The organism is uncultured Psychroserpens sp. (genome assembly GCF_947494225.1).
Classification (GTDB): domain Bacteria; phylum Bacteroidota; class Bacteroidia; order Flavobacteriales; family Flavobacteriaceae; genus Psychroserpens.
The window spans coordinates 1-24,619 of record NZ_CANLUG010000001.1 but is presented as its reverse complement, the minus strand read 5'-3'; the positions used below and the strand labels follow the sequence as shown (position 1 = coordinate 24,619).

Annotated in this window: 24 protein-coding genes; 19 read left to right on the top strand and 5 right to left on the bottom strand. The window is 34.1% G+C overall.

The genetic code is table 11. The features are described 5' to 3' along the window. The first annotated feature begins 60 nt into the window (after positions 1-60). From Q0893_RS00120 to Q0893_RS00110, 3 genes are all read left to right on the top strand, one after another. On the top strand, positions 61-786 hold the full coding sequence (locus Q0893_RS00120; protein ID WP_298904468.1) for an energy transducer TonB: 726 nt from the start codon (positions 61-63) through the stop codon (positions 784-786). Positions 787-902: 116 nt separating this feature from the next. Beyond that, entirely contained in the window at positions 903-1,703 is an 801-nt protein-coding gene (locus Q0893_RS00115; RefSeq protein WP_299271741.1) for an energy transducer TonB, read from the top strand. Positions 1,704-1,822: 119 nt separating this feature from the next. Then, the gene (locus Q0893_RS00110; RefSeq protein ID WP_299271740.1) at positions 1,823-3,934 is read left to right on the top strand and encodes a gliding motility protein RemB; all 2,112 of its coding nucleotides are present in this window, start codon (positions 1,823-1,825) and stop codon (positions 3,932-3,934) included. A gap of 5 nt (positions 3,935-3,939) precedes the next feature. Here Q0893_RS00110 and Q0893_RS00105 read toward each other — a convergent pair whose 3' ends face one another. Continuing rightward, complete coding sequence (locus Q0893_RS00105) at positions 3,940-4,824, bottom strand: MBL fold metallo-hydrolase (RefSeq protein ID WP_299271738.1); 885 nt, start codon at positions 4,822-4,824, stop codon at positions 3,940-3,942. 186 nt (positions 4,825-5,010) lie between these two features. Here Q0893_RS00105 and cyoE point away from each other — a divergent pair, with 186 nt between their 5' ends. From cyoE to tsaB, 15 genes are all read left to right on the top strand, one after another. Beyond that, on the top strand, positions 5,011-5,904 hold the full coding sequence (gene cyoE, locus Q0893_RS00100; protein ID WP_299271736.1) for a heme o synthase: 894 nt from the start codon (positions 5,011-5,013) through the stop codon (positions 5,902-5,904). Position 5,905: 1 nt separating this feature from the next. Next, positions 5,906-6,487 (top strand): cytochrome c oxidase subunit 3, encoded by a 582-nt coding sequence (locus Q0893_RS00095; protein WP_298904473.1) that lies wholly within the window; start codon positions 5,906-5,908, stop codon positions 6,485-6,487. A 138-nt stretch (positions 6,488-6,625) separates the two neighbouring features. Further along, on the top strand, positions 6,626-7,624 hold the full coding sequence (locus tag Q0893_RS00090; protein ID WP_298904474.1) for a cytochrome c oxidase subunit 3: 999 nt from the start codon (positions 6,626-6,628) through the stop codon (positions 7,622-7,624). A gap of 18 nt (positions 7,625-7,642) precedes the next feature. Next, on the top strand, positions 7,643-8,023 hold the full coding sequence (locus Q0893_RS00085) for a cytochrome C oxidase subunit IV family protein (RefSeq protein WP_298904475.1): 381 nt from the start codon (positions 7,643-7,645) through the stop codon (positions 8,021-8,023). Between the two features lie 158 nt (positions 8,024-8,181). Beyond that, positions 8,182-8,898, top strand: a complete 717-nt coding sequence (locus Q0893_RS00080) for a hypothetical protein (RefSeq protein ID WP_299271732.1) — start codon at positions 8,182-8,184, stop codon at positions 8,896-8,898. A 9-nt stretch (positions 8,899-8,907) separates the two neighbouring features. Next, the gene (locus tag Q0893_RS00075; RefSeq protein WP_298904478.1) at positions 8,908-9,663 is read left to right on the top strand and encodes an SCO family protein; all 756 of its coding nucleotides are present in this window, start codon (positions 8,908-8,910) and stop codon (positions 9,661-9,663) included. A gap of 4 nt (positions 9,664-9,667) precedes the next feature. Then, a complete protein-coding gene (locus tag Q0893_RS00070) occupies positions 9,668-10,216 on the top strand; it encodes a DUF420 domain-containing protein (protein ID WP_299271730.1) in 549 nt (182 codons plus the stop codon). Positions 10,217-10,219: 3 nt separating this feature from the next. Next, positions 10,220-10,447 (top strand): hypothetical protein, encoded by a 228-nt coding sequence (locus Q0893_RS00065; RefSeq protein ID WP_298904480.1) that lies wholly within the window; start codon positions 10,220-10,222, stop codon positions 10,445-10,447. A gap of 134 nt (positions 10,448-10,581) precedes the next feature. Beyond that, positions 10,582-11,283 carry an ABC transporter ATP-binding protein gene (locus Q0893_RS00060; RefSeq protein WP_298904482.1) on the top strand — a complete coding sequence of 234 codons (702 nt, stop codon included), beginning with the start codon at positions 10,582-10,584 and terminating at the stop codon, positions 11,281-11,283. Continuing rightward, positions 11,276-12,520 carry an ABC transporter permease gene (locus Q0893_RS00055; RefSeq protein ID WP_298904484.1) on the top strand — a complete coding sequence of 415 codons (1,245 nt, stop codon included), beginning with the start codon at positions 11,276-11,278 and terminating at the stop codon, positions 12,518-12,520. The genes Q0893_RS00060 and Q0893_RS00055 overlap by 8 nt, the downstream gene beginning before the upstream one ends. A 1-nt stretch (position 12,521) precedes the next feature. Further along, positions 12,522-13,781: an ABC transporter permease gene (locus Q0893_RS00050; protein ID WP_298904486.1), complete on the top strand. Its 1,260-nt coding sequence runs from the start codon at positions 12,522-12,524 to the stop codon at positions 13,779-13,781. Positions 13,782-13,843: 62 nt separating this feature from the next. After that, positions 13,844-15,004, top strand: coding sequence for an efflux RND transporter periplasmic adaptor subunit (locus tag Q0893_RS00045; RefSeq protein ID WP_298904488.1), 1,161 nt, complete (start codon positions 13,844-13,846; stop codon positions 15,002-15,004). A gap of 51 nt (positions 15,005-15,055) precedes the next feature. Next, positions 15,056-16,498 (top strand): TolC family protein, encoded by a 1,443-nt coding sequence (locus Q0893_RS00040; RefSeq protein WP_298904490.1) that lies wholly within the window; start codon positions 15,056-15,058, stop codon positions 16,496-16,498. A gap of 4 nt (positions 16,499-16,502) precedes the next feature. Next, positions 16,503-17,807 carry an efflux RND transporter periplasmic adaptor subunit gene (locus tag Q0893_RS00035; RefSeq protein ID WP_298904492.1) on the top strand — a complete coding sequence of 435 codons (1,305 nt, stop codon included), beginning with the start codon at positions 16,503-16,505 and terminating at the stop codon, positions 17,805-17,807. Positions 17,808-17,821: 14 nt separating this feature from the next. Continuing rightward, on the top strand, positions 17,822-18,493 hold the full coding sequence (gene tsaB, locus Q0893_RS00030; protein ID WP_299271721.1) for a tRNA (adenosine(37)-N6)-threonylcarbamoyltransferase complex dimerization subunit type 1 TsaB: 672 nt from the start codon (positions 17,822-17,824) through the stop codon (positions 18,491-18,493). Here tsaB and Q0893_RS00025 read toward each other — a convergent pair. The 4 genes from Q0893_RS00025 to Q0893_RS00010 form a co-directional block, all read right to left on the bottom strand. Next, a complete protein-coding gene (locus Q0893_RS00025) occupies positions 18,490-19,302 on the bottom strand; it encodes a mechanosensitive ion channel domain-containing protein (protein WP_298904495.1) in 813 nt (270 codons plus the stop codon). The genes tsaB and Q0893_RS00025 overlap by 4 nt on opposite strands. An 89-nt stretch (positions 19,303-19,391) precedes the next feature. Further along, positions 19,392-20,081, bottom strand: a complete 690-nt coding sequence (locus Q0893_RS00020) for a hypothetical protein (RefSeq protein WP_298904497.1) — start codon at positions 20,079-20,081, stop codon at positions 19,392-19,394. Between the two features lie 67 nt (positions 20,082-20,148). Beyond that, the gene (locus Q0893_RS00015) at positions 20,149-20,349 is read right to left on the bottom strand and encodes a dodecin family protein (protein WP_298904499.1); all 201 of its coding nucleotides are present in this window, start codon (positions 20,347-20,349) and stop codon (positions 20,149-20,151) included. A gap of 57 nt (positions 20,350-20,406) precedes the next feature. Then, positions 20,407-21,309, bottom strand: coding sequence for a NifU family protein (locus Q0893_RS00010; protein ID WP_298904501.1), 903 nt, complete (start codon positions 21,307-21,309; stop codon positions 20,407-20,409). Between the two features lie 350 nt (positions 21,310-21,659). On the opposite strand from Q0893_RS00010, the gene Q0893_RS00005 reads away from it, so the two are divergent. Beyond that, the coding region (locus Q0893_RS00005; RefSeq protein WP_299271717.1) for a choice-of-anchor L domain-containing protein at positions 21,660-24,619 on the top strand (2,960 nt) is incomplete at its 3' end.

Below are 24,619 nucleotides of genomic sequence, written 5' to 3'. Positions count from 1 at the left end.
ATAGCTTGCTTTTTTAACAAATAATTGGTTAATTTAGCATTCTTAAAACCTTTTAAGCACATGGAACCTAAAAAGAATATAAAATCAGATGTAAGCAGAAATAGCTCGCTTTATTTTGCAGTAGGTATGGTATTGATGCTAGCTTTAACGTATATGACTATCAATTATAAGTCTTACGAAAAAGAAGCCATCGATATAGGACAACTAGATTTGGATGCTCTTGAAGATGAAGAAATTCCAATTACAAACCAAGAAATTATTCCACCACCTCCACCGCCTCCACCACCAGTGGTACCTGAGGAAATAGAGATTGTGGAAGATGAAAAAGAAATTGAAGAAACCGTAATTGAATCTACAGAAACAGATCAAGAAGAAGAAATTGTTGAAGTTGAAGAAGTAGAAGTAGAAGAGGTTGAAGAAGATATTGAAGTTCCTTTTGCAGTAATTGAAAACGTACCTGTATTTCCAGGTTGCGAAAAAGAAAAAGGTAACAATGCGAAAAAGCAGTGTATGTCTGACAAGATTAGCAAGTTTGTAAATAAGAAATTTAACACAGACTTAGCTAGTGATCTAGGATTATCTGGAAGACAGCGTATCAATGTGATTTTCAAAATAGATAAAACAGGAAACATAATTGGTGTTCAGGCCAGAGCTCCGCATCCAGGTCTTGAAAAAGAGGCTAAGCGTGTCATTGGACTTTTACCTAAAATGAAACCTGGTAAGCAAAGAGGTAAGGCGGTTACAGTACCTTACTCTTTACCAATCCTATTCCAAGTGCAAGACTAGATATTATAAGATATATCATAAAATTTCAAAATCCCATCTAATTAATTAGATGGGATTTTTACTTTGGTATGCTTATTGTGTTTTTATCATAATATTAACATTATAAATTAAGTATTATGAAAGATTTTGACAAATCGCACAACATTGCTGGTCAGAGCAATAAAACAGTGCAAAAACCACACAAGCACGATGCAAATTTACAAAAAAACTCGTCGCTTTATTTTCAAATTGGTTTGATTCTTTGCCTCTTAGGGACCTATGCCATGTTTGAAATGCAATTTGAACACAAGGCTACAACCGATGGAATTGTTTATTTAGAGCCTGATGAGGACATGTATTTTACCACCCAAGTTATTCCAGAACCAGATACGCCAAAACAAGATCCTGCTAAACAGCAGAAAAAGAAAATTGTATTAACACAGCCGCCAAAAGTTGTAGACAATACTGATTCAACACCAGAAACTCCAGAATTTTTAACAGCTCCAGATCCAACTCCTGGACCAATAGTTGACCCTGATAGCGTTGTTGATCCAGGGGAAGTAGATACTATTCCAGAGGTTTTCACATTGGTAGGTGTGGAAGTTGTACCTATTTACCCAGGTTGTGAAAAAAAGAAAACCAATAAGGAACGCGTAAAATGTATGTCGGATAAGTTAGGACGATTGGTGCAAAAGAAATTCAATACAGATTTGGCTGCAGAACATGGCTTAAGTGGTGTTCAAAAAATTCAAGTACAGTTTAAAATAGGTCCTAATGGAAATATTACCGAAGTACTTACAAGAGCACCTCACCCAAGCTTAGAAAAAGAGGCAGAACGATTAACCAAAAAGATTCCGCAAATGAAACCAGGATTGCAAAGAGATAAGCCTGTTTCAGTAATATACAACCTTCCAATTGTATTTAAGGTAGATAATTAATATCACTTTAGTTGCAAAATAAAAAAGACAGCCTAAAACCATCTAGACTGTCTTTTTTTTATTGCTTGCTTTTTGAAAAAAATAGTATCTTTCGACAACTAATGTGATGCGCTCGCTCTATGAAGAATAGCTTCTTATTCATTGTTTTATTTTCTTTTGGTTTATTAACTGCACAAAATGTATCAACTTTTGAGAAATCACCTATTTATCCAGGCTGCGAATCACAACCCATAGAAGCATTAAAAGCCTGTTTTAATACTAAATTGAATACAGAGATTTACACCTCATTTAAGATGCCCCAAATAGTTTCTGATGACAACTATACAGGTGAGGTTAATGTGCTTTTTGAAGTTGATAAAGAAGGACAGATTACCATACTTTATGTGGATGCCGTTTATAAAGAACTAATGGATGAAACCAAACGCATTTTTGAAGCCTTACCAAAAGTAACACCAGGAACCTATAATGGTAGACCTACATTTTTTCAATATTCACTCAGTATTAAAATCCCGTTAGAAGACCCTTCAGAAATTAAAACTCAAGAAGAAGACACCTCAAGTCTAGACATTAGAAAGGTAGAAAACCTCAATGCTGATGTGAGTAATGAATTTGATAATGTAAATGACAGCATCGTTAAGTATGAAAAATTAGAATATAGTAGCCAGTTAAATATTCCTTTTACACATAATTATTATGCACGTTTTGATCAACAAATGAACGGATTGGGAACTAATAGTCATACAGCCTCAAAACCTTTTATTTATGAAGATGTGGCCAAATATTATGACTTTAAAGCCGAAAAAGAAGCGCTAGTTAAAGGGAGTGATGCGTGGTGGAGCAGAAAGTTGTGGAATGAGCATTTAGTACAGGTACAAGGTAAGGATTATTGGTTTACAGTTGATCCTGTGTTTGATTTGCAACTGGGAAAAGACACTGAAGCCGATTTTAGTACAACCTATAACAATACAAGAGGGATATTTATTCAAGGTGGACTTGGGAAAAAATTTAATTTTTCGGCATCTATTTATGAGAGTCAAGGTCGTTTTGCTCAATATTTTAACGAATATGCAAATGCACTTACAGCGGCTGGTGGAGAACCAATTGTTCCCGGAAGAGGTTTAGCAAAAATATTTAAAGATGATGGTTTTGATTACCCTGTAGCAGAAGCATATTTGTCTTATACACCTGCTAGTTTTATAAATATTCAATTTGGACACGGTAAGAATTTTATTGGAGATGGCTATAGATCACTATTACAAAGTGATGCCACGAGTCCATATCCATTTTTGAAATTAAACACTAAGTTTTGGAAAATAAAATATACCAATACTTGGATGTGGCTTAGAGATGTTAGAGCAGAAGTAAGGGAAGATGGCGCTTTTTTAACAAAATATATGGCCAATCACTATTTAAGTTGGAATGTTTCAAAACGTTTAAATATTGGCTTATTTGAATCTGTACTTTGGAGCAATGACAATAATAGAGGTTTCGATATTAATTATTTAAACCCAGTTATTTTTTATCGAGCAATAGAATTTTCTACTGGTCAAGATGCAGGAAACGCTATATTGGGAGCTTCGGCAAAATATAAATGGAATAATAAAGTAAATCTTTACGGACAATTTATTCTTGATGAGTTTTCAATAAGTGATATTACAGGAGGTGAAAAAAGTTGGAAAAATAAATTTGGCTATCAACTAGGTATTAAATATTTCAATGCCTTCAAGGTTGATAATTTATTACTTCAGTTAGAATACAATAGAGTGAGACCTTATACATATTCTCACAATTCTATTGTATTAAATTATGCCCATAACAATCAACCTATGGCTCATCTTTGGGGAGCAAATTTTAGTGAAGCTATTGCCATTGGACGCTATCATTATAAACGTTGGTTTGCAGATGCTAAATTTATCTTCGGAAAACGTGGTTTTGATTTCAATGATGGCAATGATGATTTCAACTATGGAAGTAATATCTACAGAAGTGAAATTGATAGAAATGCAGATACTGGAATTACTGTAGGACAGGGAAATACTACAACAGTTTTTCAGGCCGATTTAGGCGGAGGGTATGTTGTTAACCCAGTTACGAACCTCAGATTATTTACCAATATTACCTTCAGAAATTATAATCCGCAAACCAATACCGCTGCAGCATTAAATACAGATACCGTTTGGTTCACTGTTGGGTTAAGAACCGATTTATTTAATTGGTATAATGATTTTTAAGACGTTTAGTTCTTCAGACTTCTGTAAAATGTACGACGTATCGTTTCAGAGTTAATATAACCCGTTCCATAGTTTAAGTCATCATACTTTTTTGTAACACTTGCATTTTTTGCTACTTCGTCCTCAGTTTTACCAGCCTTTATTTCTTTAAGCACAGCTGTTCTTAAATCTTCCAGCATGCTCAAAAACGATTGATACTCGTCTTTAGTTGATAGTGTACCATGACCTGGAATAACTTTGGTGTCGTCGTCAATAAGTTTTAAGCCCAATTTGGCAGCTTCAATATAGCCATTAACACTTCCTCCAGATTTTAAATCGATATAAGGATAGCGTCCTTTAAAATAAGTGTCTCCTGTATGTAGCACATTACTTTTTGTAAAATACAATAAGGCATCACCATCTGTATGCGCATTATCAACGTGAAAAACACCAATTTTTTCACCATTGGCATGAATACTCATCTTGTCATTAAAAGTAATTACAGGCAATGCAGCCTTAGGTTGAGAAGACCCATCGCGCTTTGGGGTTGTCTCTAAACGTTCTCTTACATTATCGTGAGCAATAATTGTAGCACCCAATTTTTGCATATTCTCATTTCCGCCTGTATGGTCGCCATGATAATGGGTATTTACTAAAAAGTTAATGGGTTTATCACTAAGTGCTTTAATAGCTGTATGTATTTTTTCGGTGAGAGGTGCAAATTGATCATCAATAACAAACACACCATCATCGCCTACAGAAACACCAATATTTCCGCCGGCACCTATAAGCATATAAACATGGTCAGAAACCTTTACTGTTTCTATTTTAACATTGTCAAAGCGTTGTGCATAGATGGCATTTCCAAAGAAAAAGGAAGCCAAAAGGATAAGAGTAGAGATACGTTTCATAGTGTAAAGATTTTAATCTAAAGTCTCCTAAAGATACGGAAACTTACAATCATTAAATTCAGATTTAAAACTTAGCGTTATTTTAGTACTGAAAGTATTATACGTCTATGTTGATTTTAATTATGTTTAGAATTGCCCAAAAGCTTTTTTCAGAGTATCTTTGCAAACGCAATAAAAGGACGAGTATTGAGTACTACAAAATCATCTGTTAAACAGGCTTCAATAATTTCAGATTTTAAAGAAATCACTAAGATAAGACTTTCTGTAAGTGTTGTATTTTCTGCACTCGCTGGATATTTACTTGGTGCAATAGAAGTAGACCTTTACACACTGGTATTACTTGCCTTTGGAGGCTATTTTATGGTAGGAGCATCTAATGCCTTTAATCAAATTATTGAAAAAGATTTAGATGCCTTGATGGATCGCACTAAAAACAGACCTATTCCGGCAGGTCGAATGAGTGTACGTTCGGCATTTATTATTGCTAGCTTATTCACGATTCTTGGGATTGTTGTGTTGTATATAATTAATGAAAGAACGGCTATGTATGGAGCTATTTCAATCTTTTTATATACTTGTGTATATACACCATTAAAAACAAGAACGCCCTTAGCCGTATTTGTTGGCGCTATTCCTGGAGCTATTCCATTTATGCTAGGTTGGGTCGCAGCAAGAAATGATTTTGGAATCGAACCGGGAACATTATTTGCGTTGCAGTTTTTTTGGCAATTTCCTCACTTTTGGGCTATTGGCTGGTTTTTATTTGAAGATTATAAGAAAGGTGGATTTTATATGCTACCCACAGGAAAAAGAGATAAAGGTACCGCTGTACAAACTATTATGTATACGATTTGGACCATATTAGTATCTATTGTCCCTGTATTTGGTGTAACTGGAGATTTGAAATTATCAATCGTTGCGGCGATAATTGTTTTTGCTCTTGGGCTATTTATGTTGTACTATGCTTTCGAATTATTTAAAAAACGAACCTCTAAGGCAGCAAGACAACTAATGCTGGCAAGCGTCTCGTATATCACCTTATTGCAAATTGTATATGTTGCAGATAAATTTATAAGATAAAATGGATTTAACAGAAGGAACTATAGAAGAAAAGACTAATAGAGCTAAACGCATGATGCTTTGGTTTGGAATAGGCTCACTAATTATGTCATTTGCTGGTTTAACGAGTGCCGTTTTGGTGAGCAGAAAAAGAGAAGATTGGCTTCATGACTTTACAATGCCAAAATCCTTTTTGATTAGTTGTGCATTAATTGTTATTAGTAGCATAACTTTTATTGCGGCTAAAAAAGCCTTAAAAAACAACAATAGAAGCCTTACAACAATTATGTTGTTACTTACTTTCGGACTTGGAGTTGGATTTATAATAAGTCAGTTTCAAGGCTTCGAAGAAATCGTAAATTCAGGTTATCATTTTACAGGAAAGACGTCTAATGTGACCATGAGTTTTATTTACATCATTGCAGCGGTACATATTTTACATGTCGTTGCTGGATTGATTTCAATAATCGTCGTAATTTATAATCATTTTAAACAAAAATATTCAGCGACACATATGCTAGGTATGGAGCTCTCTGCTACCTTTTGGCATTTTGTAGATATACTGTGGCTATTCTTGTTTTTATTTTTAACATATTTGGTTTAATTTTTTAATCATTTTTATAAGCTTAAACAAGTGATTTTGACTAGTAAGGATGTATGTTTTTAAATTTTAGAAACGGATGTTTTTTTAGATAGATAAAATGATTATTTTTGTGCAACTTTTAACAACTAAATGCTTTATATGGATACTACAGTAGGAAATACTGGAACAGAAGGCAAAACTTGGGGCGGAGGAAATAAACCTCTAAAGGCAAGTTATGGTAAAATGATGATGTGGTTTTTTATCGTGTCTGATGCGTTAACGTTTTCTGGATTTTTAGCAGCTTACGGATTTTCAAGATTTAAATTTATTGGTTCATGGCCAATAGCAGATGAGGTGTTTACTCACGTTCCGTTTTTTCATGGGAATTACCCAATGATTTATGTGGCTTTTATGACATTTATCTTAATTATGTCATCTGTAACAATGGTATTAGCTGTAGATGCTGGACATCACATGAACAAGGCTAAAGTAACATTGTATATGTTCTTAACCATTATTGGAGGTCTTATTTTCGTTGGATCTCAAGCATGGGAATGGGGAACATTTATTAAAGGTGATTATGGTGCTGTACAAACCAAAGGAGGAAATATTTTACAATTTGGTGAGTATGTAACTGTTGAAGGTGAACAAAAATTTAAGCGTGTTGCTCTTGGTGACTTCGCAGTAGCAGAAGAAAAGTATAGGTCAGAGCACAACCGTAAAAATGGACTCTGGTTTGTTCAAGAAGGAACATTACCAACATTTACAGTTGGAGAAATTTATAAAGGACTAGAGTCGCACCCGAACGTTTTAGTTAGGACGCAAACCATTAATGAAGAGGGCGAAAAAACCGTATTGAGTAGGGAAGAATCTCTTATGCAAATAAAGAATAATGGTAAACTTGTTGTAGAAGGAGCTAACCTTCATGTTAATGAGTACGGAACATCATTATTTGCCGATTTCTTTTTCTTTATTACAGGTTTTCACGGTTTCCACGTATTCTCGGGAGTTGTGATAAATATTATCATCTTTTTTAATGTGATTTTAGGTACTTACGAACGAAGAGGAAGTTATGAAATGGTTGAAAAAGTTGGTCTCTACTGGCACTTTGTCGATTTAGTATGGGTATTTGTATTTACATTCTTCTACCTAGTTTAATTACAATAAAAATTTAAAATGGCACACGAACATAAATTAGCAATTTTTCAAGGTTTAGTTAAGTTTAAATCCAATACTCAAAAGATTTGGGGCGTATTAATATTCTTAACAATTATTACAGCTATAGAAGTAGTTTTAGGTATTTATAAACCAGAATCTTTGATGACCAAGGTTATTGGGATGAAACTTCTAAATTGGATCTTCATTATTTTAACCATTGTAAAAGCCTATTATATTACATGGGATTTTATGCACATGAGAGATGAAACAAAGGCATTAAGACGAATGGTAGTATGGACTGCTGTGTTTTTAATATGCTATTTAGTATTTATCCTTTTGCAAGAAGGAGGTTATGTTGAAGGTGTCTGGGAAACCGGATATACAAAAAAAGATTTTTAACACCTTATGGGTAATATAAAATAAAGTAAAGACGGTTTTTTTAAACCGTCTTTTTTATTTTTGCACAACCAAATGTGTTTGAAAGAAAACAGATTATAATTTGTGTTTTTTGACTGTGCGAACCGCATTTAATAATAAAAATTAGTACCATTTGTTATATGGAAACAATCAAGATAAGACGGAATGTAATACTAGGAATACTGTTCTTTTTACCCGTTGGTTTTTTATTAATGCTGTATCCTTCCACTCATAATTATGATCCGTTAGAAATTGTAGATGAAGATGTGTCTGATTTACAATTGTTCTCATCTAACACTGAAGATGATGTTTTACTCGAAGACCATATTACTATTCTAGGTTTCTTTGGAAATGATCCTGTTAAAAATGTCATTGCGGCTTCTAATTTGAAAGAGTTAGTCTACGATAAGTTTAAAGGGTTTAAAAAATTTCAAATTGTTATCGTATTACCTAAAGGAACTGAAGCACAAGCAAAAGCCTTACAAAAGGAAATTAATAATTATGATGACATGCGATTTTGGCATTATGTGTTTGGACAACCAAACGATATAAAAACCCTATTTAATAGTCTTAAAACAGAAGAGAGCCTAGACGATAAACTCTTTACAGATCATGTCTTTATTGTAGATAAAGATGTAAAACAAAGAGGAAGACTAGACGATAGAGAAGAAAGAGAAATAAAAAAGGAAATACCTGCTTACCCATTATATTCTTACGACTGTATAGAAGTAGCTGAAGTTAAAAATAAAATGAGTGATGACCTAAGAATCTTGTTTACCGAATATCGTCAAAAACGAAAGGGTAAATTTGATTCATCGGCAAGACGAAAAGAAGATATAAAAACAGACAAAAAATAACATTGGTATATGAGCTCTAAAAAAACAAATTACTCGTTCATTGGTATTGCCTTTATATTATTGGTTTTCGGAATTATATTTATTCCTAAAATCGTAAATCGAATAAAAGGTGGAGATGTTACTAGAACTGAGAGCAGAACAAAAGATGTGTCCAAAGATGCTAAGGGTTTTGTTTCAGATTTGATGTTCCTGGAAATTAACGGAGAACCGAAAAAGGTACCCGCCTTTTCGTTTGTTAACCAAAATGGTAAAACCGTTACAAATAAAGATTACGAAGGTAAGGTTTATGTTGTTGAGTTTTTCTTTACAACCTGTCCTACTATATGTCCTAGAATGAATAGAAACCTAGTTGAGATACAAAACACGTTTTCAGATTTTGAAAATTTTGGCGTAGCTTCATTTACCATAAACCCTGAGTTTGATACACAAGAGGTATTAAAATCATATGCTGATAACTACGGAGTTACCAACCCAAATTGGCACTTAATGACAGGAGAACAACAGGCTATATATGACTTGGCAAATGTAGGTTTCAATATTTACGCTGGCGAGAATCCAAATGTAGAAGGTGGATTTGAGCACTCTGGAAATTTTGCTCTAATTGATAAAAATGGGTATATGCGTTCTAGACAAGATAATTTTGGAAACCCTAAAATTTTCTATAAAGGTATTATTAGTGAAGAAGAAAAAGAAGATGACGATGGAGAAACAGAAGAAATAAGCATGCTTAAAGCTGATATTGCTAAATTATTAAAAGAAGATTGAAGCTATGAGTACTAATGAAAACCTTTCTAACGAAAAGAAATATAATAAGTGGATTCTTATTTTGTCAATTGCTATTCCATTGGTAGTGGCAGGCTTATTTGGTGTTAATTTACGTAAACTTGGATTTGACGTTGAACCACTAAGTTTTTTGCCTCCAATTTATGCAGCCGTAAATGCTGTTACGGCTTTAGTACTAAGTTTGGCACTATGGGCGATTAAAAGTGGAAAACGGAAATTACACGAAAGTTTAATGAAATTTGCAATATTGTTGTCTGTGGCATTTTTAGCCATGTATGTTGCTTATCATATGACGAGTGATTCTACCAAATTTGGGGGAGAAGATGCTATTAGGTATGTATATTATGTTATTTTAATAACACATATTATCTTGTCAATTGTAGTGATTCCATTTGTGCTTATAACCTATGTAAGAGCAATTACAAGTAATTTTGAACGCCATAAAAAAATTGCTCGAATCACATTTCCTATTTGGTTGTATGTAGCTGTATCTGGAGTTATAGTATATATTATGATTTCACCCTATTATGCCTAAGTTATGAAACGACACTATGTTCTTATGCTTTTTGCATTCCTTTTTTCGGGATATTTAAATGCACAATGTGCTATGTGCCGCGCTGTTTTAGAGAGTGAGGAAGGTCAAACCACTGCAGAAGGTGTCAATGATGGTATCATGTATTTAATGGCTATTCCATACCTGTTAATGGCAGGTATAGGCTTTTTAATATATTGGAACTTTTTCCGAAGAAAAAAAGAAACAGAATAAAATACCTGTTTTACTGTAACATTTTTAAGGCTTAGTCGTCTTTTATATATCAATCAAAATATATTTCTTAACAAATACTTAGCATAAACCCTATCGGGATTTACTTAGTTTTGTGAGAATTAACCATCCATGCTATGATTCAAATCAAAGATTTGCACAAATCTTACCATATGGGGAGTAATTCACTCCACGTTTTAAAAGGCATTAACTTTGATGTTAAAGAAGGTGAACTTGTATCCATTATGGGCTCGTCGGGATCTGGAAAATCTACATTGCTTAATATTTTAGGAATGCTAGATGAAGCAGATCAAGGGCAATACATTCTTGACAATGTCCCTATTAAAGATCTAAACGAAAAAGTAGCGGCTAAATATAGAAATGAATTTCTTGGATTCATTTTTCAATCCTTTAACCTTATCACCTATAAAAGTGCACTAGATAATGTGTCTATGCCATTGTATTATAAAGGTATTAAGCGTAAAGAACGCACAGAACGTGCAATGCATTATCTTGAAAAAGTTGGACTAGCAGATTGGTCTCATCATTTACCTAGTGAATTATCTGGTGGACAAAAACAACGTGTGGCAATTGCCAGAGCATTGGCTAGTGACCCAAAAGTACTTATGGCCGATGAACCTACTGGTGCATTAGATACTAAAACGTCATATGAAGTTATGGAATTAATTCAAGGCATTAATGACGAAGGAAAAACCATTTTAGTGGTAACACATGAACACGATATTGCTCAAATGACAAAGCGTATCGTTAATCTTAAAGATGGGTTAATTATAGATGATAAAGAAATAAAACAAGTAAGAGCGTCACAACATGTTTGATATAGAACGTTGGCAAGAAATATTTGAAACGTTGAGCAAGAATAAATTGCGAACGTTTTTAACAGGGCTTTCAGTAGCTTCTGGAATATTTATATTGGTTGTACTCCTTGGTTTTAGTAAAGGTATCGAAAATGGTGTGAAATCACAATTTGAACGTGATGCCACTAATTTGATTACGGTTTGGACTGGAGTGACTACAAAAGGTTACAAAGGCTTAAATCCAGGACGTTATATTCAAATGAAAAATGACAATTTCGATATAATTTCTCAAAAATATGAGGATCATATTGAATACGAAACGTCTTTGTATCCTATTTGGGGAGCTCAGGTTGCTTATAAAAATGAAACAGGGAATTATCGTGTGAGAGGAGCAATGCCTGATCATCAGTTTATCGAAAATGCCGACATGGAATCAGGACGATTTGTAAACCCTTCAGATATTGAAGATAACAGAAAGGTAGCCGTGTTGGGGCGTCGATTAAAACAAGATTTGTTTAAAGATGAAGATCCAATTGATAAGAACATCCAAATTTTTGGAATGAACTTTAAGGTTATAGGCGTATTTATTGATCCAGGAGGAGATCGGGAAGAACAACAAATTTATATCCCATTATCTACCGCACAACAGGTGTTTAATGCAGGTGATAATATTAGAAATATGTTATTTACGGTAAAAATGTCTGATAGCTTTGATGAAGCCGTAGAACTTTCTAATGGAATGGCCAATGCCATTGAGAACGAATTGAAGTTAATGCACACTGTATCTCCTGAAGACACTAGCGCTATTAGAGTGTTTAATACATTGGAGGAAGCTAAACAAATTTATGGACTAATAGGAACAATTCAAGCCGTTTTCTGGTTTATTGGTATTGGTACGATAGTAGCAGGAATAGTGGGCGTAGGCAATATTATGCTCATAATCGTTAAAGAACGTACTAAAGAGATTGGTATTAGAAAAGCATTAGGAGCATTGCCAATGTCTATTGTCGGAATGATTTTGCAAGAGGCTATTTTTGTAACCTTGATAGCAGGATTGTTTGGTTTAATTGCAGGATTGGCTCTAGTAGAAATTGCAGGACCATATATAGAAATGGATTTTATAAAGCATCCTAATGTTAATTTTAATATTGCCTTAACTACCGTGTTTTTATTAGTTTTTGCAGGAGCCATTGCTGGATTTATTCCGGCATATCGCGCAGCAAAAATTAAACCTATTGTAGCACTAAGAGACGAATAATATGTTTAGTAGAGATCGCTGGGACGAAATATTAGAAGCATTAAACGCAAACAAAGTTAGAACATTTCTAACCGCATTTGGTGTTTTTTGGGGAATTGCAATTCTCGTGTTATTGTTGGCTTTAACTAACGGTCTTAAAAATGGAGCAACGGCAGGTTTTAGTGATTTTGCTACAAATTCCATGTTTATGTGGACTCAAGGAACTTCAAAACCATACAAAGGTTTACCTAAAGGCCGATTCTTTAATTATAAAATTGGAGATGTGGCCGCAATCAAAGAGCAAATACCGAATATAAAATATGTGTCACCACGAAATCAATTGGGAGGCTTTAGAGGGAATAATAATGTAATTAGAGGAACAAAGACAGGTGCTTTTGAAATCTATGGCGATTATCCAGAGTATATAAAACAACAACCTATGGATATTATCCAAGGTCGTTTCATTAGTTATTCTGATATTGAATCCAAACGTAAGATATGCGTTATTGGAACTGGAGTTGTGAAAGGACTATATGACAAGAATGAAGAAACTTTAGGATCTTATATCAAGATTAATGGTGTCAATTTTTTGGTTGTTGGTACCTTTAAAATGAGTAATAGTCAAGGTAATAATGAAGAGGAAGCTAGTACAATTTATATCCCATTTACCACATTTGGTCAAGCCTTTAATAGGGGCGAAAGTGTAGGTTGGATGGCGATAACAGCAGAAGATGATGTCCCAGTAACCTCAATCAAAGAGCAGGTTTTTGAGTTAATGAAGTTTAGACATAAAGTACATCCTGAAGATGATCGCGCTATTGGTCATTTCGACTTATCTGAACGATTTGCTAGAATCACAGGCTTATTTACAATTTTTACACTTGTAGGATATTTTGTTGGAGCTTTAGTATTAATGTCTGGAATTATTGGAATTAATAATATCATGCTTATCGTTGTAAAAGAACGCACAAAAGAAATTGGTGTTAGACGCGCATTAGGAGCTACACCATGGATGGTTAAGGGACAAATATTACAAGAAAGTTTGGTGTTGACTATTTTATCAGGAATGGTTGGTGTATCCTTTGCCGCTTTGGTAATTTGGGTGATGAACACTATTTTAGATAGTGTTGGGCCAGTTGAAAATTTTGCAAATCCAAGCGTTAGTATGCAAGTTGTATTTACAGCCTTAATCATATTAGTGGTTTCAGGTTTACTGGCTGGTTTGATTCCTGCAAATAGAGCGACAAAAATGAAGCCTGTAGACGCATTAAGAATAGAATAAAATTATATAATCATCAACTTATGGCCTTATGTGTCGTAATCATAAAACAATAACTATCAGTCATGAAAAGAACTAGAACCATAATTATATTAGTATTAATTGTTGTCATATTTGGAGGCGCATTGTATTATTTATGGATGAAAAACCAAGAAGACCCTGTGACGTATACGTCAGAAGCTCCATCAGAACAAACAATTGTTGTTAAAACTGTTGCAACGGGAAGTATTGTTCCTAAAGAAGAAATATTAATTAAACCAAACATCTCTGGGGTTGTTGAGGAAGTTTTTGTTGAAGCAGGCGAGTATGTGAAACAAGGCGATTTAATTGCCCAAATTAGAGTTATCCCGAATGTCTCGAATTTAACAAGCGCAAAAAATAATATTGCTTCAAATAGAAATGCTTTGCAAACGGCCGAAATTAACTATAAAACTCAAAAGACCATTTATGACAGACAAAAGGAGCTGTTTGAAAAAGGGGTTATTGCAGCGAATGAATTTGACCAAGTTAACAATACATATTTGCAAGCTAAACAACGTGTGGAGCAAGCTAGAATTGATGTGAATCAATCACGACAAAATTATGATATTATCAAGACGGGAACAACCTCTGGCTTAGGTAATGTTGCTCAAACTCAGGTAAGAGCAACCGTGTCTGGAATGGTGTTAGATGTTCCAGTAAAAGCAGGAAATCAAGTTATTGAAGCTAATAACTTTAACGAAGGTACTTCTATCGCATCATTGGCCGATGTAAGGCAAATGATTTTTGAAGGTAAAGTTGATGAGAGTGAAGTTGGAAAAATAAAAGAAGGTCTACCATTAGAAATTACTGTTGGTGCAATTGAAGACGAGAAGTTTGATGCAGTATTAGATTATATCGCACCTAAAGGTGTTGCAGAGAATGGGGCTATACAATTTGAAATTAAAGGCTCATTAAAAAGTATAGATTCTACATTTATTAGAGCAGGTTTAAGTGCGAACGCTTCTATTATTTTAGAAAAGGCTGAGAAAGTATTAGCGGTTAAAGAAGCATTGATTCAATATGATAAAGACACTAAAAAGCCTTTTGTTGAAATCGAAATAGGAAACCAACAATACGAAAGAAAAGATGTCGAATTAGGTATAAGTGATGGTATTTATGTGGAGATAAAAAGTGGAATATCTCAAGACGATAAAATAAAGGTTTGGAACCAAGTACAAGGCTTACCTCAATTTGCCCAACAATAATTTTAACATTTAATGTAACACTTTAATATTTATAGAGACATATAGATAATTATGAAAAAAATAGTCAGCATATTTATTGTTTTAATAACAATTAGCCTTCAGGCTCAAACGAAAAAATGGACCTTAATTGAATGCGTTGAACATGCGTTGGTAAATAATATTTCGGTTAAACAAAGTGAATTAGATTTAGAATCTGCAGACATTGAAATGCTCACAGCGAAAGGAAACTTTTTACCAAGTATAAATGCTGGAGCTGGCGTATCAGAAAATACAGGACTTAGTTTTAACCCTGTAACAAACAATGCCCAAACAACTACATTTTTATCAGCAAATGGAAGTATTAATTTAGGATATACCATATTTGATGGCCTTAGAAATATAAGAGCCGTACAGCGTGCCGAAATATCAAAATTGGCTAGTCAATATCGCTTAGATAAAATGAAGGATGATATTTCCCTTTTTGTAGCCAATGGTTATCTTCAAGTTATATTAAATAAGGCTAATTTGGAAGTTCTGAAATCTCAAAACGAAGTCACAAATGAGCAAATCGAAAGAACAGAACAACTCGTAGAAGCTGGTTCATTACCTCGTGGTGATTTATTAGAGATCCAAGCTACAGATGCTAGCGAAAAACAGTCTATTATTAATGCTGAAAACAGTGTTAAAATATCACTTATAAGTTTAGCACAACTATTATTAGTAAAAGACTACGAGAACTTCGATATTGAAGATGGAGGATATGATATTATAGATGCAGGCATCTCAAATAAAGATGTGTCTGAAATTTTAGCACAAGCCAAAGAAACACGATCAGAAATAAAAATAGCTGAGCAAAATGTTGCCTTAGCTGAAAAGGATTTGCAGATCGCTAAAGGCGCTAACCTGCCAACTGTTTCTGCGTTTTTTGGTTATAATACACGTTATGCTAATACGACTTCTTTTACGCAAATTGTAGATCCTGATAACCCGACTACCACGCAACAAATTGGTGTCGTACAGGCTACAGGTCAATCTGTAGTATCGGAGTTTCCGAATACAATAGTTCAGGAAGTATCGGCAGATCCATTCGTAGACCAACTTTATCAAAATGATGGTATTGGCTATGGTCTCAATTTAAATATTCCAATTTTCAATGGATTTGCTACAAAGGCTAATGTGAAAAGAAATAAAATTAATTTAGAACGTACTAAATTTCAATTAGAACAAGCCGAATTAGATTTAGAATCTACAGTATATCAAGCCTATGTTGATGCTAAGGGATCTTTAAAATCTTATGAGGCTGCACAATCGGCATTAGAGTCGCAACAATTGGCGTATGACTATGCTAAAGAACGTTATGACGTAGGATTAACCAATGCATTTGATTTTAGTCAGTCTAAACTAAGATATGATAATGCAAGAATTGAATTGAATCGTGCAAAATATGATTATATATTTAAGTTAAAGGTTCTCGAATTATATTTCGGAATTCCTGCAACAGAATTAAAGTTTTAAAACCATGACCAAAAAGACAAAAATTATTATCGGTGTTCTTGTACTGCTTATTATTTTATTAATGGCAGCAGCAAAAATGGGAGCGTTTGGTAAAAAAGGTAATTTTAAAGAAGTTAGTGTTAAAAAAGTAGCTCTTGTAGATATTGTAGAAACTGTTTCGGCCACTGGAAAAATACAGCCTGAAGTTGAAGTTAAAATTTCAAGTGAGGTTTCAGGTGAAATTTTGGATTTACCATTTAAAGAGGGACAACAAGTTAAAAAGGGAGATCTTTTGGTTCGTGTAAACCCAGATTTAATTCAATCTGCAGTAAGTAGATCACAAGCCTCGTATCAAAATGTAAGATCTGGATTAGATCAGGCAGAAGCATCACTTAGGGAAGCGAAAGCAAATTATGATAGAAATAAAGCACTTTTTGATAGAGGTGTTATTTCAAAAGCTGATTGGGATAGATCAGTGGCTGCTTTTGAAACTGCTCAGGCTGCAAGAGGTTCTGCATATTATAACGTGCAAAGTGCTGCTGCCTCTGTAAACGAAGCAAAAGACAATTTAAGTAGAACAACAATTTACGCGCCAATGAGTGGTACAATTTCTTTGCTTAATGTAGAATTGGGTGAACGTGTTGTAGGAACTCAGCAAATGGCTGGTACCGAAATTTTAAGGGTTGCTAACCTTAATAATATGGAGGTTGAAGTTGATGTAAACGAGAATGATATTGTAAAAGTTCAAATTGGTGACTCTACAATTGTTGAGGTGGATGCTTATTTAAAGAAAGAGTTCAAAGGAATCGTTACTGAAATAGCAAACTCTGCTGCAGGAACCTTAACAGCAGATCAAGTCACTAACTTTAGAGTGAAAGTTCGAATTTTGGAAGAATCATATCAAGATTTAATTGAAGGAAAACCTGAAAATTATTCACCGTTTAGACCTGGAATGACAGCAACAGTTGATGTTATTACAGATGAAAGAGATAAAACAGTTGCAGTTCCAATTAGTTCAATCGTAATTAAAACAGATACATCTTCAGTTAAGAAAGATTTTAAAGCTGTTGAAGGATCTGAAGAAATTAAACCTGAAAATGAAGAGAAATTCGAATGTGTATTTGTAAATAATAATGGCATTGCTAAATTAAGAGTAGTGAAAACAGGTATACAGGATGATACAAATATTGAAATTATTTCGGGATTAGAAGAAGGTGATGAAATCATTACAGGGCCTTATAATGTTGTTTCTAAAACATTGAAATCTGGGGACAAAATAGAAAAGAAAGGCGCCAGTCAAAAAAAGGAAGTCGCCACAAGTGAAGACTAAAATAATATAGTTTAATGTCTGTCATACTTAATATAGAAACATCCACGACAAACTGCTCAGTCTCTCTTTCTAAACAAGGAGAGACTTTGGTTTTAAAGGAGGATAACAACGTTAATTATTCTCACGCAGAATCGTTACACATATTTATAGATAGTGTCCTTAAATCTGCTCAAATGAAAAGAAGTGATATCAATGCCGTTGCTGTGAGTAAAGGGCCTGGATCTTACACAGGACTGCGTATTGGTGTTTCTGCTGCTAAAGGATTGAGCTATGCTCTTGATGTTCCTCTTATTTCTGTATCAACTTTACAAGCATTAGCGTATCAAGTAAAGGCCGTTGATGCCTTTATTGTACCAATGTTAGACGCTAGGCGTTTAGAAGTTTATTCGGCGGTATTTGATAGTTCGTACAATGCAATTAGATCTATTGAAGCACAAATTTTAAATGAGCAATCTTTTTCAGACTACTTATCAAAAGGAAAGGTTTATTTTATAGGTAATGGTGTTGAAAAAACAAAGAAGCTTATATCTCATCCAAACGCAATTTTTATTGAAGGAAAACTTCCATCGGCTGGCGAAATGAGCGCTTTATCATATGAAAAATATAAAAAAAGCGACATCGAAGATGTCGCCTATTTTGAACCTTTTTATTTAAAAGATTTTATAGCTTTAAAACCAAAATCTTAGCCTTCTTTCTGAATTTCAACAGCGTGAGGATATGGTATTTCAATACCAGCAGCGTCAAGAGCTATTTTTACTTTTTCGTGTGTGCTAAAATGAACATCCCAGTAATCTTCAATTTTCACCCATGGTCTTACAGCAAAATTAACAGAGCTATCTGCCAATTCAGTTACGTTTACTAATGGAGAAGGGTCTTTTAATACTTGGGGATTAGATTCTAAAACAGACATCAGGATATCCTTTGTCTCCTTTATGTCAGCATCATAACTTACACCAAAAACCATGTCAAGACGTAGAATACCTTCTGTAGAATAATTTACGATATTACCATTAGACAACGCTCCATTAGGAATAATAACCTCTTTATTTGTTGGAGTCAATAGTTTTGTTGTGAAAATTTCAATCTCTTTAACAACACCTAACTCACCTTGAGCTTCTATGAGATCACCTATTTTTATAGGCTTGAAAATCATAATTAAAACACCTCCAGCAAAATTAGCAAGAGAACCTTGTAGTGCTAAGCCAACTGCTAAACCAGCTGCAGCTAAAATTGCAGCAAAGGATGTCGTTTCAATACCAACTGTTCCCAAAACAACAACGATAAGAACTACTTTTAATACCCAACCTAAAAGATTTAAGAGAAATTTTTTGAGACTTTCGTCATAATCTCTTTTCTCCATAACCTTTCTAACGCCTCTCAGTAAACTCTTAATTATTAGAGAACCAATAATCCATATCGCAATAGCCGCTAATACTTTCGGGCCAAAATCTACTATAAGTTCATACCCTTTATCTATCCATTTTTGTACATCCATAATATAGTTTTTAATTAGACTATAATATTAATAAAAAAACCCGAACATTTTTATTTAAAACGTTCGGGTTTTTTTAATAGTTAATTGTATTAGAGTGTATTAATATAATCAACTAATTTCATTAAATCTTCTTTTTTTGAAGTCTTAATTTTATTCGATTTTATAAAATCTAATATCGCTTTTGAATGTTTTGGAAAAGCCTTAGCAATATCTTTTTTCTTGCTAGGTATTTTAATAGCTATTCCTTTATCATTTAAAGTATAGTATACATCGTCTTTTCTTTTATATTGAGCAGGCTTCGTTTTTGCATAACTACTAGATGCTTTTTTCTTTTCGGTAAACTTAATCACTTCTTTTGCTAGAAGTGGCTTTTTACTCGATGCATCCGATAATACTACAAAGTAACCTCTTTTTCCATTTTTAGTGTCAGAATCTACATAGTTATAAGCTCGATATGCTTTATTACCTTTAGAAAACGTGATAGTAACATTTAATAAGTCTTTATTAAGAGCTTCAATATCATTGTTATCCTTTTTTATCTCCATAACATCACTAAAGGCATTATACCTTAAGCTGAATAATTTTCCATCTTTATCAGCAGAAATCTTACCAGGCATAAAGTCATTCTCTATGTAAGGTGTTCCAATAATCGAATTGTCATTCAAATCGAAAGCATAGATCAATCCAGGAGATGTTAGATTTTGTCGTGCTGGATCTTGCGCAGTTGCACTTAACGACAACATCAAAGCCATTGTCGTTAAAAAAATTGATTTTATCATAATTAGTGTTTTTTCTTTATTATAACAATAAATATGCCATGAAATATATGGCATTAACTGATGTGAATTATTTTACTTCAAAAGTCAATTTTAAATTTACTCGAAATTCTGTGACGTCATCCCCTTTAACAATGGCGCTCTGATCTTGAACATAAACAGATTTGATGTTTTTTACACTTTTAGATGCCTGTTTTACCGCTTTCCTTGTAGCATCTTCCCAACTTTTATCCGAGTTAGATAACACTTCAATTACTTTTAATACTGCCATTCTTTTTATTTTTTTTGTTAAAAATTGAATGTTAAAGATACTAAATAATAATTGAAATTAACCGTTGATAGCCTCTACAGTTTCTACTCTTCCTTTCATCATTTCCCTTAGCATATTCTCAATTCCATTTTTTAAAGTAAACGTTGAAGAAGGACACCCACTGCACGCACCTTGCAATATAACCTTGACCTTTTTTTCTTGAGGATCATAAGATTGAAACTCAATATTTCCACCATCGCTGGCTACAGCAGGTTTAACATATTCTTCAAGGATATTAATAATCTCTTTAGAAACATCATCCTGTTCCTCATATTTTGCGTCCAGGTGTGCATCACTTTTTTGTTTGGTTTCTGGAGCATTGGGATTAATAATTTCCTCACCATTTTCAATATATGACCTAATAAACTCTCGAAGTTCCATCGTAATATCATTCCAATCGGCCACGTCAAATTTAGTTATAGACACAAAGTTCTCTTCAATAAATACACTTTTCACAAAAGGGAAATGAAATAATTTGGCTGCTAAAGGAGCATACGCTGTATCATCAATAGATGTAAATTCGTGATATCTAGTTACTAGTTTTTTATTGGCTACAAATTTTAAGACACTCGGATTTGGTGTGCTTTCTGCGTAAACGGTAACAGGTACTTTCTTTTTAGTCTCACTAGCTGTAATAACAGCTTCTCCAGAATTTAAGTAGCTCTCTATTTGAGTCGCTACCTCGTTTTGAACGTCGGACCATTCAACAATGTTAAAACGCTCAATGGCAATAAAGTTTCCAGAAATGTAAACTTTCTTTACAAATGGTAGGTAGAACAATTGTTGAGCAAGAGGCGATGATTTTGCCTCATCAATATTGTTAAATTCGAAACTTTCATGTTGTGTAATAAATTGGTTAGTTTCAAATTTTATTATGGTTGGATTGGTCGTTTCTTTTATTGAAATTGAATAGTTTTTCATAGGACAAATTTTTGCAAAAATACGCAACAAAAACTTCAAAAAATAGATTTTAAGAATAACATAACGATAGAAATTAAATAATTCTAATGAAATAAAAATCTTTACAGCGAGTTATTTTAGAATAAGAGTTAGGGTTTTTTAGTGTTAAACTGTTATTTTTAAAATGAATTAGAAGAAGTAATTACTTAATTTTTACTAAATTTCGCTCTTATTATTAAAAACCTCTACCTAATAACTTGACTTCTGTTTACTTTTTTTTGAGTAAAGTTCATTCATAGTTATAGTCTTCACCTGTATTTTGAAGTGAAGCGCGTAAGTTTTGTAATAAAGGTAAAACTATTTAAATCGCTATGAAAAAGCTTTACATACTCTTTATCTTTTTATCATATTTTTCGTTTGGACAAGATCTAAACATGCAAGACGGTACATTTAATAGATGTGCTCCTGATTTGTTTTTTGATTCTGGAGGTCCTGGCGGAGCTTATTCGAGTGATGAGAATCTAGTGACAACAATTTGTCCGGAAAATGCGGGCGAATTTATGATTATAAATTTCACGTCTTTTAGTACCCAGTTAAATGTCGATGTTTTAACAGTCTATGATGGAGATAGTACATCTGCTCCAGTTATAGGAACGTATTCAGGAGTTGCCGGCCCAGGTAATATTGTAGCAAGTTTACTAAATATGAGCGGCTGTATTACTTTTGAGTTTGTTTCTGATGGTACAGGCACAACAACAGGATGGGAAGCCGAGCTTATTTGTACAGTACCCTGTCAAACAATTACACCTTCAATAGATTCTACAACTCCAGAAGCAAATGGAGGAGGAGTTATCCTTATTAATGCAGGAGATCAAGTAGATTTTGTTGGTAGTGCAACGTTTTCAGATGATGGTACAGGTGCAACTTATGAATGGGATTTTGATGATACTAATACAGCAACAGGAACCAACGTTTCAAATATATTTGCAGCTCCCGGATCATATGATGTTACTCTTACAGTTACCGATACTAACCCTTTAGGGTGTTCTGTTTCTAGAGATATAAATGTATTTGTTCTTGGCGAAAATATCGTTGTAGACCAAACCACGTTTACCGTAGAGGAATTGGTTCAAGATGTTTTAATTGATAGTCCTTGCGCTCAAGTAAGTAATATTACTTGGTCAACAGGTACGAATTTTAGTGACGATAATGGAATAGGATACTTTGCAAATGATGGTAGTATCTTTCCATTTACTGATGGACTTTTAATGACTTCAGGTGATGCTAGCCGAGTTAGAGGTCCTAATAATAATGCCTTAAGTGACGGTGGAGGCGGTTGGCCTGGAGATGCCGAATTAGATGCGGCAGTTGGTATAAATTCAAATAACGCGTCTATAATTCAATTCGATTTTGTGCCATTAGCAGATAGCATAAGTTTTGACTTTTTAATGGCTTCTGAAGAATATAATGGTAGTACTGGTGGAACTTTTGAATGTACTTTTTCTGATGCATTCGCTTTCCTATTAACCGATTTAGCTACTGGAGTAACAACAAATTTGGCTGTTTTACCAGGAACTAACACACCAATATTAGTAACAAATATTCACCCGCAAAATCCAGGTTGCCCCGCAATTAATGAACAGTTTTTCGGTGGCTACACAGGAAATAATGCGCCTCCAATGAGTTTCGATGGTAGAACTGCAGTTTTTACGGCGCAGTCGCCAGTAACTCCTGGAAATAATTATACTATTAAATTAGTTGTTGCTGATGCATCCGATACAGCATTAGACTCAGGGGTTTTTATAGAAGCAGGAAGTTTTAATTTAGGTGGTGATTTAGGTGACGATATTACAATTGCAGCGGGTACAGCAGAATGTGGAGGAGCAACAATTACTTTAGATACTCAAGCACCTACTGCAACACACGTTTGGTATCTAGATGCCGTTGAAATCCCTGGAGAAACATCTTCAACTTTAGATGTTACCGAACCAGGAATTTATACGGTAGATGTTATTTTCTCAGGGTCATGTCAGGCAACAGATTCAGTTGTTGTAGAGTTTAAACCAAATGCTGTTGCTAATACACCTCCAGATTTATCCATTTGTAGTTTTTCTGGAACAGGGGAATTTATGCTAACAGATAATGATGATGATGTATTGGGAACTCAAGATCCAAATGATTATGTCATTACCTACCATTTAACAGCGCAGGAAGCAATGGACAATGTCAACCCATTGCCAAGTCCTTATACTAATATTTCTAATCCTCAACCTATTCACGTTCGTATTGCTGAAAATACTCAGGAATGTTTTGATTTAACCTCTTTTAATTTAGTCTTTAGTGATTTAACAATCAATGATGCTGTTACCCCAATTGACGAGTGTGATGATAATAATGATGGGTTCGCAATGTTTACGTTAACAGAAAGAGATGGGGAAGTTATTGGTGCATTAGATGCAACAACAGTAACGGTGTCTTATCATTTAACTCAAGATGATGCTAATAACGACGTAAATCCTTTACCAGTTCCTTATACAAATGTGGTTGTAGATAATCAAATTGTATTTGTAAGAGTTGAGGCTAATATAGATGCGGGTTGTTTTAATACGACGACACTGGAGTTAAGAGTTAATCCTATTCCAGTTCCTATCGTTCCTACCGTTTATGAAATTTGCGACGATAACAACGATGGTTTCGCAATGTTTGATTTAACCACTAAAGACGCTGAAATTTTAGGAGGACAAACAGGTGTGACCGTGACATATCACGAAACTCAAATGGATGCCACAGACGGTGTTAATCCGCAGGCAAGTCCGTATACTAATACAGCAGCCAATACCCAAACAATGTATGTGCGATTAGAAGATGATATTTCAGGGTGCTTCGATACGGTAGAACTGGTATTATTGATTAATCCGATTCCTGCGGTTGGTGCAATATCTAATTATGAATTGTGCGATTATAATCTGCCAGGAGATGAAGTTGAAGTATTTGATTTATCTACCAAAGATATTGAAGCCATAAATGGACAAGTAGGCGTAACAGTGTCTTATCATGAATTATTAGCAGATGCTGAAAATGGTATTAATGCTATACCAAACCCTACATTTTATTCAAACACTAGTACGCCACAAACAATATTTGTTAATATTACCAATACATCGACAGGTTGTAGCAATGTTGGTAGTTTTGACTTAATAGTGAACCCTCTCCCTGCACTTGTTGTTCCTACAGCATTAGAAGTTTGTGACGATGGTACACCAGATGGTCTAACGAGTATAGATTTAACGTTAAAAAACACAGAGATTACAGGTAATAATGCGAACTATTC